Annotated in this window: 13 protein-coding genes; 8 read left to right on the forward strand and 5 right to left on the reverse strand. The window is 38.9% G+C overall.

All coding sequences use genetic code 11. The annotated features are described in order from the left end of the window. Nucleotides 1-14: 14 nt before the first annotated feature. Complete coding sequence (locus tag LXL81_RS12160; protein ID WP_234647062.1) at nt 15-461, forward strand: DMT family transporter; 447 nt, start codon at nt 15-17, stop codon at nt 459-461. Here the strand turns inward: LXL81_RS12160 and LXL81_RS12165 are convergent. Both LXL81_RS12165 and LXL81_RS12170 read right to left on the reverse strand, forming a co-directional pair. Then, complete coding sequence (locus LXL81_RS12165; protein ID WP_234647063.1) at nt 458-979, reverse strand: DUF6265 family protein; 522 nt, start codon at nt 977-979, stop codon at nt 458-460. The two genes, LXL81_RS12160 and LXL81_RS12165, sit on opposite strands and share 4 nt — an antisense overlap. A gap of 131 nt (nt 980-1110) precedes the next feature. Beyond that, nucleotides 1111-3003: an amidophosphoribosyltransferase gene (locus LXL81_RS12170; RefSeq protein ID WP_234647064.1), complete on the reverse strand. Its 1893-nt coding sequence runs from the start codon at nt 3001-3003 to the stop codon at nt 1111-1113. A gap of 404 nt (nt 3004-3407) precedes the next feature. Here LXL81_RS12170 and recO point away from each other — a divergent pair, with 404 nt between their 5' ends. Both recO and LXL81_RS12180 read left to right on the forward strand, forming a co-directional pair. After that, complete coding sequence (gene recO, locus LXL81_RS12175) at nt 3408-4103, forward strand: DNA repair protein RecO (RefSeq protein WP_234647065.1); 696 nt, start codon at nt 3408-3410, stop codon at nt 4101-4103. An 84-nt stretch (nt 4104-4187) separates the two neighbouring features. Continuing rightward, nucleotides 4188-4874: a hypothetical protein gene (locus LXL81_RS12180; RefSeq protein ID WP_234647066.1), complete on the forward strand. Its 687-nt coding sequence runs from the start codon at nt 4188-4190 to the stop codon at nt 4872-4874. Nucleotides 4875-5414: 540 nt separating this feature from the next. Here the strand turns inward: LXL81_RS12180 and lptB are convergent. Continuing rightward, a complete protein-coding gene (lptB, locus tag LXL81_RS12185) occupies nt 5415-6146 on the reverse strand; it encodes an LPS export ABC transporter ATP-binding protein (RefSeq protein ID WP_234647067.1) in 732 nt (243 codons plus the stop codon). Between the two features lie 33 nt (nt 6147-6179). Beyond that, on the reverse strand, nt 6180-7892 hold the full coding sequence (gene recJ, locus LXL81_RS12190) for a single-stranded-DNA-specific exonuclease RecJ (RefSeq protein WP_234647068.1): 1713 nt from the start codon (nt 7890-7892) through the stop codon (nt 6180-6182). A gap of 140 nt (nt 7893-8032) precedes the next feature. Between recJ and ruvX the strand changes: the two genes are divergently transcribed. Genes ruvX through LXL81_RS12205 form a run of 3 tightly spaced genes read left to right on the forward strand, consistent with a single transcriptional unit; the run spans nt 8033 to nt 9901 of the window. Continuing rightward, the gene (gene ruvX / locus LXL81_RS12195) at nt 8033-8446 is read left to right on the forward strand and encodes a Holliday junction resolvase RuvX (protein ID WP_234647069.1); all 414 of its coding nucleotides are present in this window, start codon (nt 8033-8035) and stop codon (nt 8444-8446) included. A 47-nt stretch (nt 8447-8493) separates the two neighbouring features. Beyond that, complete coding sequence (gene def / locus LXL81_RS12200) at nt 8494-9084, forward strand: peptide deformylase (RefSeq protein ID WP_234647070.1); 591 nt, start codon at nt 8494-8496, stop codon at nt 9082-9084. After that, the gene (locus LXL81_RS12205) at nt 9047-9901 is read left to right on the forward strand and encodes an amidohydrolase (RefSeq protein ID WP_310589567.1); all 855 of its coding nucleotides are present in this window, start codon (nt 9047-9049) and stop codon (nt 9899-9901) included. Before def ends, LXL81_RS12205 begins: the two co-directional genes overlap by 38 nt. A gap of 1 nt (nt 9902) precedes the next feature. Here the strand turns inward: LXL81_RS12205 and gatC are convergent, their stop codons facing one another. Further along, entirely contained in the window at nt 9903-10190 is a 288-nt protein-coding gene (gene gatC, locus LXL81_RS12210; RefSeq protein ID WP_234647071.1) for an Asp-tRNA(Asn)/Glu-tRNA(Gln) amidotransferase subunit GatC, read from the reverse strand. A 610-nt stretch (nt 10191-10800) separates the two neighbouring features. Here gatC and LXL81_RS12215 point away from each other — a divergent pair. After that, on the forward strand, nt 10801-11643 hold the full coding sequence (locus LXL81_RS12215) for a MotA/TolQ/ExbB proton channel family protein (protein WP_234647072.1): 843 nt from the start codon (nt 10801-10803) through the stop codon (nt 11641-11643). 64 nt (nt 11644-11707) lie between these two features. Next, nucleotides 11708-12322 carry a biopolymer transporter ExbD gene (locus LXL81_RS12220; RefSeq protein ID WP_234647073.1) on the forward strand — a complete coding sequence of 205 codons (615 nt, stop codon included), beginning with the start codon at nt 11708-11710 and terminating at the stop codon, nt 12320-12322. Nucleotides 12323-12340: the final 18 nt, after the last annotated feature.

Genomic DNA, 12340 nt, shown 5'->3' on the forward strand with positions numbered 1-12340 from the left:
GATCTTCTTTTATCATGAATTGGTTATTCCTGGCACTGGCTTTTATGATTGGAATGGCTAATACATTGCAGTCTGGTGTAAATGCCCAACTTCGTGTCGCTTTGGGAAATCCATTGATGGCTGCAATTACCTCATTCAGCTTTGGCCTTTTCGTTTTGTTAGTAGCCTTTCCATTCTTTAACCAAAATCCTGTACCCACCTTAGCCACATTCCGCGACGTAAGCCTGTGGAAATACGCAGGCGGATTTTTAGGGGCCTTCTACGTTGTCACCGTTATTTTTATTGTGAAAGACATTGGTCCAGCCAATTTAATCTGTCTGGTAATAGCCGGACAAATGTTAGCCGCAATGGTCATAGACCACTACGGCTTGCAAGGTTTTGCTGTACATCCAATAAGTCTTCCCAGAATTTGCGGCGGATTATTATTAATTGCAGGCGTCTATCTGATCCTTAAAAATTAAGGAATACGGTTAAAAACAAACAGATCCATAAATTCCCACTTGTTGTTTTCAAGTTTTCCTCTTCTGATCACCAGTTGATTCTGTGTTCTTCTTTCGTAAATAATTCGAACCGATATATCATCTTTTTCAAAAAGAGCCTGGTTTTTCTTTGCTTCAATAAAGTTATAAGTATCCGAAACTTCCTTCTCTTCCAGGGAAATCATGCCTGGTTTGAAATGTTTCACATGCGCCACGGGGCCTTTTTCTGTCTGCTCAAAAGCGAATAATTCATAAAGTGTGGCTTTCCCATCTTTCACCATACGGATAAATCCAACAATATTATCACCTTCCGGTGCAGTCCAGGAAGCCTCGATCGTTCCGCCATTATAATTGCCCTTCCAGCGTCCATCCAGGAAATTAATATCTTTCAGGCTTCCGGTTGTTGCAGCTGTTTGTGCATTGGATGAAAAGCTTGTCAGCGTGATGATAAACAGAAAAGATAAAATTTTACTAAAACAAAATTTGTTAAATTGAGTCATATAGATTTAGGTTTTTATTAAAATGCCAAATTAGAAGTTATTTTTGAATTTAACCGTAATTAACGTTTTAACAAAAAAATAACCGTCCAGACTGCGGACGGTTATCAAAAATATAATAAGAAATTCTTCTATTAATAAGCTCTTTCCAGCTTCCCTTCGTGCGAATTTGCAAATGCTTTATTCACTACTTTATTTCCGCCAGGTGTTGGATAATTTCCTGTGAAGTACCAGTCACCAACATGGTTCGGGCAAGCTTTATGAAGATTATCAACGGTCTGGAAAATAACAGAAAGTTCAGCGTTCAGATCTTTTGGACGAATAATTTCGGCAACTGAATTCGAAATTTCCTCGTCTGTAAAAGGATCATAAAGTGCTTTTACATAATTGGTATGGAATGAATTTTTTGTAGCAATCGACGCAACAGCTTGTGTATAAACATCTTCGCGTAAATAATCCATATCACGGTCTTCAAGCAATTTCAATACGGCTCTGAAAGCAACAAAATCTTTCATTTTTGACATGTCAATACCGTAACAGTCAGGGAAGCGGATTTGCGGTGCAGAAGATACAACGACTATTTTCTTAGGCTGCAATCTGTCAAGCATTGTCAAAATACTTTTTTCAAGCGTAGTACCGCGAACAATTGAATCATCAATAATTACCACAGTATCCACGTTTTTACGGACAACCTCAAAAGTGGTATCATAAACACTGGAAACCATATCATCACGAAGCGCATCAGCCGTAATGAAAGTCCGGGATTTCACATCTTTGGTCACCAGCTTTTCAATACGCGGACGGAAAGAAAGTACTTTTTCAAGATCAGCTTCAAAAAGAATTCCATCCATAATGGCCTGCTTTCTTTTTTTCGCCAGATATTCTTCCAATCCTTCAATCATTCCTAAAAAGGCGGTTTCCGCTGTATTTGGAATATAAGAGAAAATAGTGTTTTCAAGATCATAATTGATCTCTTTTAAGATCTGCGGGATCAGCAGTTTTCCAAGTTGCTTGCGCTCGTAATAAATATCCGGATCAGTACCTCTTGAAAAGTAGATTCGCTCGAAACTGCATGAGCGTTTTTCCAAACGCGGCAAAATCGGGAATTCGTTATACTCTCCGTTTTTGTCAATGATCAGTGCCGAGCCAGGCGTAATTTCCTGAATCTGGGAATATTCAACATTAAATGCTGCCTTGATTGCCTGTTTTTCAGATGCAACGACAACCACTTCGTCATCTGCATAATAAAAAGCTGGACGAATTCCGGCGGGGTCACGAATTACAAAAGAAGCTCCGTATCCTGTTAAACCGCACATGGCATATCCGCCATCAAAATCACGGCAGGATCTGTAAAGCAATCTTTGTAAGTCAATATTTTCTTCAATAACATCCGATAAGGTCGGATTTTCATATATTCCTTTGAAACGATCGAAGACGCGCTGATTTTCTTCATCAAGGAAATGTCCGATCTTTTCCATAACCGTAACCGTGTCAACCTTTTCTTTTGGATGCTGGCCTAAGGATACCAGTTTTCCAAAAAGTTCGTCTACGTTGGTCATGTTAAAATTCCCTGCCATTACCAGATTCCGGCTTCTCCAGTTACTTTGACGTAACATCGGATGACAGTTCTCTACTTCATTCGTGCCATGCGTTCCATAACGCAAATGTCCAAGCCAGACTTCTCCGGTAAATGCCAGGTTTTCCTGTAACCATTTAGCATCTGTGATACGCTCTTTGTTATTTTTCAGTCCTTTCCGGAATTTCTTGTGAATTTTCGAGAAGATGTCGGTAAGTGGCTGAGGTTCAACGGATCTGTATCTGCTGATATAGCGCTTTCCAGGTGGAACATCAATTTTGATGTTGGCAACTCCGGCTCCATCTTGTCCCCGGTTAACCTGTTTTTCCATCATTACTGAAAGCTTGTGCACGGCATATAGCGGCGTGTCGTACTTGTCAATATAGTATTGAAATGGCTTTCTTAGACGGATAAGTGCTATACCGCACTCATGCTTTATGGCGTCGCTCATGAGAAGAATAATGAGTTAGAAATATGAACATTTGCTGGCTGCAAATCTTATTCCTTTTAATAATTTGTTAACGAACGAAAATCGTCGTTAGTTCGTAAACCCAGAATAAAGGTACAAATCCTTTCTCTTAAAAAACTTCGAATACGTCTGATTTTTTAAGGTTATGTGGATATTAAAATGATACAAGTATTCTATATCGGCGTGGCGGCTACAATGTGCTATGTTTATGAAAAGATTAACATCATTTATTTATATATTAAGAGGGTAAGTCTGAAGTCAGTATTCGAAAAAAGTTTTTAAATTTTTTTAATTAATTTGTTAATACTGCGATAATATTCAGGCACACATAGGATATATTCTGGTGTAACAGGATTTTTTATTCCAAAAAAGCATAAACGGTAAGTATGTTATACAAAACCAGAGGAATTGCCCTGAATTATATCCGTTATCGTGAGTCTTCCATTATTGCGAAGGTCTATACGGAAGCCTTTGGTATACAGAGTTATATTGTAAATGGTGTGAGAAGCAGTAAATCCAAGACGAATAGAATTGCTCTCTTTCAGCCACTTACCTTGCTTGATATGGTTGTATATCATAAAAGTAAAGAGGCGACAATTCACCGGATCTCTGAACTTAAATGTTATGCACCATTTCAAAGTCTGCCCTATGATGTTTTTAAATCCAGTCTGGCTTTATTTGTTACTGAAATTCTGGGGAAAACGCTGAGAGAAGAAGAGCCAAATGAGCCTTTATTTCAGTTTATTGAGGATTCGGTTTTATATCTGGATGAAGCCGAAGATGGATTTGAAAATTTTCATATTCAGTTCTTACTTCAATATGCTTCTTATCTCGGCTTTGGTGTGGAAACGATAGAAGATCTGGAAAATGAATTAAAGGAAAATCATTTTCCGCAAATTGCTGATGCCAAAGAGATAAATGCAACGGAATATCTGCTGCATAACCCTTATGGAATCTCTGTTTTGCTTGACCGTAACCGTCGGGTGGATATTCTCGAAAAACTGATTTTCTTTTATAAAATCCACATGGATTCCCTTGGTGAAATCCGCTCGCTGGAAGTTCTGAGAGAAGTTTTGAAATGATAAGGTATGATTAATAAAGGATTTTCCAGAGCGCCCTGGCATACTTTTGATACGCTTTGATGATAAACGTAAACTAAATATCGAATGAAACATCTTCTTATTTTTACATTCTTTTTATGCAGCGCGGTGGTAATGGCCCAATCACCAAAGGGTGCATGGAAATCTCAGGAGCCAACTGGTAGTACTTCCACATTGATTGTGACAGACAATTATATGATCATTGCTTCTTACAGTGTTTTGAACAAATCCTACGAAAGAACAGAGGGCGGGCCATTTACAATTCAGGGTGATCAGATGACTTACACACCGGAATTTAATCCTTCGGATACAGCAAAGGTTGGTATTCCCATTATTTATACGGTAACAATGAAAGACGGAATCCTGACTTTGAAATATGACGAAGCCATGGTTTGGATGAAAATTGATGACGGAGGAAATTCAGCTTTAACAGGAGCCTGGAAAGTTTCTGATAAAGATGGCGATTTAAAACCGCAGCTAACTGGTACCCGAAAAGCAGTTAAATTGTTGTCAGGAACTCGTTTCCAATGGATTGTTTTTGATACAGTAGAAAAAATATTTTACAAAACCGGGGGTGGAACTTATACTTTCAAAAACGGGAAATATACCGAAAGAATTGAGTTTTTATCAAGCGATAACAACAGGGTAGGAACAACGCAGGTTTTTGACGCTAAGTTAGATAATGGCGTTTGGGATTATAAAGGAACAAATACCGCAGGGAAGCCAATCCACGAGATTTGGGAGAAAAGATAATTCGATTTTAAAAACAGCTAAAAAGGTCTTTCCAGTCTTTATGATATGGAAGGACCTTTTTTAATTTATGGCCTTCACATTTTTTAATATATAATTGAGGTGCACAATATCGGAAAGATTGGTTTGTAAATCCTCATAAACCATCCGGACGTAAAAGGCGAAAAATTCCCTGATCTTTTTCCTGTTTTGTAATCAGTATTTCACCATCATTTGCATGATCTATTTAGATTTGTTCAAAATAATTTTTAAAAAGCTTTTGACTGATTCTAAATAGATACTACATTTGTCTCATCAATAACGGAGATGGAATGAACGCGTTGCTTTCGAATGAACCAACAGTACTTGTTGAGCCAATCAATTTATGGTCAAAATCGCTGATTCTGAACGATGAATGCGTATTTAAGGATTGTTGCAAAAACTATAAAAAGAAAGGGAAATACTGTAAAAAGTGCCCTAAAAAATAATACAGTTCATGGTGAATAATTATAAGAGGGGGAGTGCCCAGAGCGTTCCCTTTTCTATGCTTGAGACATTTTTAAATTAAACTTTTCGTTTTAATTCAAAGTTCTGTCCAAGATAAACTCTTCTTACCTGTTCATCTTCCGCTAGTTCTTCCGCACTTCCCTGTTTCAGAATTTTCCCTTCAAATAAAAGATATGCTCTGTCTGTAATTGAAAGTGTTTCATTCACATTGTGGTCGGTAATGAGAATACCAATATTTTTGGTTTTCAGTTTGGCAACAATACTTTGAATATCTTCAACCGCAATCGGATCGACACCGGCAAACGGTTCATCTAATAGAATAAATTTAGGATCTACTGCAAGAGAGCGCGCAATTTCAGTCCGGCGGCGTTCTCCTCCCGACAAAACCATTCCTTTACTTTTGCGTACGTGCTGCAAGTGAAATTCTTCGAGTAATTCTTCCACTTTCGCTTTCTGGTCGCTTTTGGATAGGTTAGTCATTTCCAAAACCGCCCGTATATTTTCTTCAACCGTTAATGAACGGAAAACAGAAGCTTCCTGTGCAAGATATCCCAGGCCCAAACGTGCTCGTTTGTACATTGGAAGATCGGTAATATCCCTGTCGTCAAGAAAAACTTTTCCGCTGTTTGGTTTAACCAGACCAACAGCCATATAGAAAGACGTCGTTTTTCCTGCTCCATTCGGACCAAGTAATCCTACAATTTCGCCCTGTTCAACCTGGTAGCTCACATTGTTATTCACAAGACGGGCACCGTATTTTTTTACCAGATTTTCGGTTCTTAATATCATTGTTCGATTTTAGTAATTCAAAAACGCAACGGCCTAATTAAATTTAATATCCTTCAGGAATAGTTGTAACGTTTTTTTGTCCCGAAAGTTATTCTCTTCCAGGTTGTAACAAATAGAAAATGTTCTGCCTTTGATCAAATCCTGATAATACTGTGACATACCAAATCCAATGGCCGTAAAAATCGGAGAGCCATTTTGTTTTACATCAAATTTAATATGCTTTTCCTTCATGATCGTAGGCTGACCAGCCAGTGAAACCTCTTTGCTTTCAAAAACCGGCGTCATATTCCCTGGTCCGAACGGCCCCATCTGGCGCAGAATATTGTAAAACTTTGGAGTAATTGCACTTAATTCCAGTTCAAGATCAATATTGATCATGGGAATTAATTGATCCGGCAAAATTCTGCTGCTTACAATCTGATCAAATTTGGCACGAAAAGCTTCAATATTTTCAATCGGCATCGTCAATCCTGCGGCAAAAGTATGCCCGCCAAATTGTTCCAATAGTTCAGCGCATTCCTCAATCGCTTCATAAACATCAAAACCAGGCACTGAACGGGCAGAGCCGGCAGCTTTTCCATGTGATTGTGTCAGGATAATCGTTGGTCGGTGATATTTTTCAATACACCGGCTCGCCACAATTCCAATCACACCTTTGTGCCAGTCTTCCTTATATAGTACCGTACTTCTGGCCTCTGTAAACCAGTTATCACCTTCAATCATGGCCAGTGCTTCTTCCGTTATGCTGCTGTCGAAAGTGCGGCGGTCGCTATTATGCTGATTTATTTCATAAGCAAAATCGACGGCTTCCTGTTCTTCCTCGCATAGTAAAAGCCTGACCGCTTCTTTCGCATGTTTAATTCTTCCGGCAGCATTAATCCTCGGTCCAAGTCCAAAAACGACATTGGTTATATCCAGCACACCTTTAATTCCAGCAATATCAATCAAAGCTTTCATACCCACACGCGGTGCGGCATTCAGGCGTTGAAGCCCGTAATAAGCCAGAATCCGGTTTTCGCCGGTAATGGGCACAATATCTGCGGCGATACTAACAACCAGTAAATCAAGATATTCGAAAAGTGATTCCTGGGGAATATCGTGCTGAATACAAAAGGCCTGCAATAATTTAAAACCGACACCGCAGCCAGTCAGTTCTTTGTAAGGATATAAGCAATCTTCTCTTTTGGGATCCAGAACAGCGATTGCCGGAGGCAGCTCATCACCGGGACGGTGGTGATCACAGATTATAAAATCGATTCCTCTTTTATTCGCCTCTGTAACTTTGTCAACCGATTTAATACCACAGTCCAGTGTAACAATCAGACTGAAACCATTTTCCTGAGCGAAATCGATGCTTTGCCAGGAAACGCCATAACCTTCATTGTAACGGTCCGGAATATAATAATCCAGGTTGTCATATATTTTTTTCAAAAATCCATAAAACAGGGTGACAGAAGTAGTTCCGTCAACATCATAATCTCCGTAAACCAGGATTTTTTCGCCATTGGAAATAGCTTTTGATAAGCGCTCAACAGCGATATCCATATCCTGCATCAGGTATGGATCATGTAAATGTGAAAGATCAGGGCGGAAAAAATTGCGGGATTGTTCAAAATCTTTAACACCGCGCTGTACCAGAAGTGTAGCCAAAAATGGATTCACTTTTAAAGCCTCAGCCAGTTCACGTGCAACTTCAAGTTGATCAGAGGGTAATTCAGGGATTTGTATCCAACGCTTGTCAATCATATCTGCAAAGATAATGGGATTCTGTGATGCATGTATCAAAATCTATTATCGCGTACTGAATCAGGGAAAGCTAAGTGAAAGGTCTTATCTTTGCAAAATTATTTTAGTCAAAGTTTGACTACTCACTTATCGATTAAAAAATGCCTCGTCTGCTGTCTATTGATTATGGTGCGAAACGCACAGGAATTGCGGTAACTGATCCCTTGCAAATTATAGCAACGGCATTGGATACGGTAAGAACACATGACTTGCTGGATTTTTTGAAAAAATATACCCAGACCGAAATTATCGAAGCATTTGTGATAGGAATGCCCCGAAAACTGGATAATACAGAAAGCGAAAATGCGGCCAGAGTGCATACTTTTATAAAATTATTGAAAAAAAGTTTTCCTGATATTCCGGTTCATACCCATGATGAGCGATTTACGTCGTCAATGGCTTTACAATCCATGATTGCCGGCGGTTCCAAAAAAAGTGAAAGAAGAGAAAAAGGAAATATAGACAAGATCAGTGCTACCATTATTTTGCAATCCTTTATGGAAAGTCGCAGGTAGTTAATTAGTTAAAGAATTAATATTTAGAAATCTCATATTTTAATCAGATGATTTACCCAATTGTTGCCTACGGCGACCCTATATTAAGAAAGCAAACCCGCTTTATTGAAAAAGATGAAATGGATCTTCAAAAGCTTTCGGCCGATATGTTCGAAACCATGTATTCTGCCAATGGTGTAGGATTAGCTGCGCCACAGGTGGGATTAAATATCCGTGTTTTTGTTGCCGACGGAACGCCTTTCAGCGAAAAAGATGAGGATGATGATGACGACGACGAAGTTGATTTGAGCCTTGTAGGTTTTAAAAAAACATTTATCAATCCGGAAATTCTGGAAGAAGATGGAGAAGAATGGGCTTTCGAGGAAGGATGTTTGAGTATTCCCGGGATCCGTGGCGATGTTTACAGACCTGAAAGGTTGGTAATTCGTTACAGAGATACGGACTGGAACGAAATCACGGAAGAATATAAAGGCATGGCGGCAAGAATTATCCAGCACGAATATGACCATTTGCTTGGAAAACTTTTCGTGGATTATCTTCCAACATTGAAAAAACAGTTGATCAAAAAGAAACTGACTGATATTTCAAAAGGAAAAACGGATGCTGATTACCGTATGCGCTTTCCTGGCCGCAGATAAAAATTTTTGTATCCAACTGATCAGTATGGCCACTCCAATGGTTGACGAACTTGCAGTTTGTCTTATTCAGACAGATATATTTTGGGAAGATGTAACAGCAAATCTTTCTTCGCTTGAAGAAAAGATTGCTGCCATTGATCATCCCGCTGATGTTATCGTTTTGCCTGAAATGTTTAATTCGGGCTTTACGATGAACACGAAGATCGCTGAGCATATGAATATGACGACTACCAAATGGATGAAGCACATGGCTTTGCAGACCGGGGCTTTAATTATTGGAAGTTTTGCTGTGAAGGAGGGAGGGAATTTCTATAACCGATTAATGTGCGTCCGCCCGGACGGATCTTTTGTTCACAGCGACAAACGCCATCTTTTCAGAATGGGGGAAGAGCATAATACTTATACGCCTGGAAATGCACAATTAATCGTGGAATGGAAAGGATGGAATATCTTTCCATTGGTTTGTTACGATTTGAGATTTCCGGTATGGAGCCGGAATTCTTCGGATAATCCTTATGATCTGCTTATTTATATCGCAAGCTGGCCGAAACGCCGGGCGCATGCATGGAACGTTCTGCTTCGGGCACGGGCAATTGAAAATCTCAGCTATGTGGTTGGGGTTAACAGGACGGGTCAGGACGGAAACGGGATTGATTACCAGGGAGACTCCGTCGCGCTGGATTTTCTGGGTGAACCGCTTATTAACATGGGCGATAAGGAATCTGAAAAGGTAATCAGGTTTTCCGGATTGGCTTTACAAAGCTATAAAGATTCTTTCCCCGCTTATCTCGACGCTGATGCGTTTGATATAAGGTAACCTATTCAATCACTTTGGGTACCTTTATATAGGTGTCATTTTTACTTGGCGCATTTGCCAGTGCTTCTTCTCTCGAAAGGCTGTTATTACCTTTATCTTCACGCCAATTGTTGACTTCCTCCATAATATGGGTAAGTGGCTCAACATTTTCGGTATCTATTTCGTTAAGTTGTTCCATCCAGGTTAAAACATTATCCATACTGGTAAGTAGAGCAGTCTCTTCTTCTGGTTTTACATGAAGTTTTGCAAGACCTGCAATTTTTTTAAGAGACTCGTGATCAATTTTCATAATATTAAGAATTTGTTATGTTCGTAATTCCTGGCGAATCGGGTCACGAAAATACCACATTTTTGCGAACTCAAACGAAAGTGCATTTTTTTAAGCACAATGGTGGTATGAAAACAGATTGCCTGACTTAAAAATAATCCGAATTTGTATAGTTGATAATTTTTGGGCAACAGATTCTTAAAAATATTATAATCTTAAATAAGTAGAAGGCGAATAATATTTGCTTTTGAACCCATATGAGAAAATAATTTAAAATGCTTTTGCCAATTTAAAAAAAGATGTTCACAGGATTTGAGGCGGATAGTACAATTTTATATAAGCCTTGAATTTACTTATATATCATTCTTAATCAAGGAAAAAAAGGCATTTAAGCGGCAAATTATTTTAAGTAGTAATCTTAAAATTATACAATTGAATGACAGTTAATAAAAATATAGAATAAAAAAACCCGTCAAAAGCTTGCTTTTTTTTAAAAGGAAAACTCATACTTTTGTAGGACTTAAAATCGTAACACCACAATCAAAATTTTATTTTACAAAAACACGGTTTAACCAAAACTTTTATTTAATTAACAACCAAAATCTCAATTTAACCTTTAAAAGTAAGTCTGATGGAAAAGAAAGCAACGACTCCGGCACCAGCACCAAAGCCTGCAAATGCAGCACCAAAAGGCTCAGGTGGTTTGAACCCGGCATTGGTAATCCCCCTACTATTTGTTATTGCCCTTTGTGTTTACATTTTCGTTTTAGGAGCTCCTGATCACTTTATCGACGGAGATCACGAAAAAGGACCAAAACCAGGTGATTATTTCGGTATTGTTCACGAAGGAGGACCTATTGTACCAATTTTAATGACTTGTTTTCTTATTGTTCTTGTGTTTACAATTGAGCGTATGATCACAATTGGAAAAGCAAATGGTACTGGTAGCATCGATTCATTCGTGCGTAAAGTGAAAGCGCTTCTTGATAAAAATCAAGTTGACGAAGCAATTAAAGAATGTGACAAGCAAAAAGGTTCAGTTGGTAATGTTATCAAGGCTGGTTTAGTTAAATACAAACAACTTGCTCTTGATGGCGGACTAGATAAAGAACAAAAACTTGCTGCTTTGCAAAAAGAAGTTGATGAAGCTACTACGCTTGAACTTCCTATGCTACAAAAGAACCTTACAATTATCGCAACACTTGCCGGAGCTTCTACACTTATCGCCCTTCTTGGAACGGTACTTGGTATGATCAAGGCGTTTGCAGCTCTTGGTGCTGCTGGTGGTGCTGCTGATTCAAGTGCTCTTGCAGCGGGTATCTCTGAGGCCCTTATCAACACAGCGATTGGTATCGGTACTTCTGCGATTGCAACTGTTTCTTATGCGTATTTGAACAGCCGTGTTGATGACCTTACTTACAGTATTGACGAAATCGGTTTGAGCATTCAGCAAAATTTTGCAGCTCATTATTAATAATTATATACTATTGATATATAATTATCGTTAATATTAAAAAAACTTATATATTTGTAAAGTTATGGCAATAGTTAAGCCCAAGAAACATCCGCCTCACATGGATATGACGCCTATGGTGGATTTGGCGTTCTTGCTACTGACATTCTTTATTATGACGGCGACGTTCAAAACCAATGACGCGGAGGTTACTACTCCAAGTTCGGTATCGACGATTAAAGTGCCGGATGATAAAATTATGATCATTAGTATTGACAAAGAGGGTAAAGTTTTCTTTGGTGTGGATGCGCAGTCGACCAGGATTTCCATGTTAGACAACATCGCTCAATCAAAAGGAGTTACTTTTACAGATTTGGAAAAAAGCAAGTTCTCGCTTCAGTCGAGCTTCGGATTTCCTCTTAATCAGTTGAAGGCTTGGTTGAACACACCAGATGCACAAATGGCTCAGATCAAACAACCAGGGATTCCTGTCGATTCAACAGGAACAAGTGAGCTTGCTGACTGGGTTTATGCTGCGAGAAAAGCGGATCCGGGATTACGAATCGCTTTGAAAGGAGATAATCTTGCTAAATTCCCTGTTTTCAAGGATGTGCTAGGAAATCTTCAATCTCAGAATATTAACCGATTCAATTTGATCACAGGCAGCGAACAAGCTCCTGCTGGTTTTAAGATGGATTAAGTATTTCACTTGAAATAA

It is taken from the genome of Dyadobacter sp. CY356 (genome assembly GCF_021440195.1).
Taxonomy (GTDB): domain Bacteria; phylum Bacteroidota; class Bacteroidia; order Cytophagales; family Spirosomataceae; genus Dyadobacter.

Coding starts and splice junctions, on each gene's coding strand:
- LXL81_RS12160 (WP_234647062.1), top strand. CDS start 15: ATGAATTGGTTATTCCTGGCACTGGCTTTTATGATTGGAATGGCTAAT.
- LXL81_RS12165 (WP_234647063.1), bottom strand. CDS start 979: ATGACTCAATTTAACAAATTTTGTTTTAGTAAAATTTTATCTTTTCTG.
- LXL81_RS12170 (WP_234647064.1), bottom strand. CDS start 3,003: ATGAGCGACGCCATAAAGCATGAGTGCGGTATAGCACTTATCCGTCTA.
- recO (WP_234647065.1), top strand. CDS start 3,408: ATGTTATACAAAACCAGAGGAATTGCCCTGAATTATATCCGTTATCGT.
- LXL81_RS12180 (WP_234647066.1), top strand. CDS start 4,188: ATGAAACATCTTCTTATTTTTACATTCTTTTTATGCAGCGCGGTGGTA.
- lptB (WP_234647067.1), bottom strand. CDS start 6,146: ATGATATTAAGAACCGAAAATCTGGTAAAAAAATACGGTGCCCGTCTT.
- recJ (WP_234647068.1), bottom strand. CDS start 7,892: ATGATTGACAAGCGTTGGATACAAATCCCTGAATTACCCTCTGATCAA.
- ruvX (WP_234647069.1), top strand. CDS start 8,033: ATGCCTCGTCTGCTGTCTATTGATTATGGTGCGAAACGCACAGGAATT.
- def (WP_234647070.1), top strand. CDS start 8,494: ATGATTTACCCAATTGTTGCCTACGGCGACCCTATATTAAGAAAGCAA.
- LXL81_RS12205 (WP_310589567.1), top strand. CDS start 9,047: ATGCTGATTACCGTATGCGCTTTCCTGGCCGCAGATAAAAATTTTTGT.
- gatC (WP_234647071.1), bottom strand. CDS start 10,190: ATGAAAATTGATCACGAGTCTCTTAAAAAAATTGCAGGTCTTGCAAAA.
- LXL81_RS12215 (WP_234647072.1), top strand. CDS start 10,801: ATGGAAAAGAAAGCAACGACTCCGGCACCAGCACCAAAGCCTGCAAAT.
- LXL81_RS12220 (WP_234647073.1), top strand. CDS start 11,708: ATGGCAATAGTTAAGCCCAAGAAACATCCGCCTCACATGGATATGACG.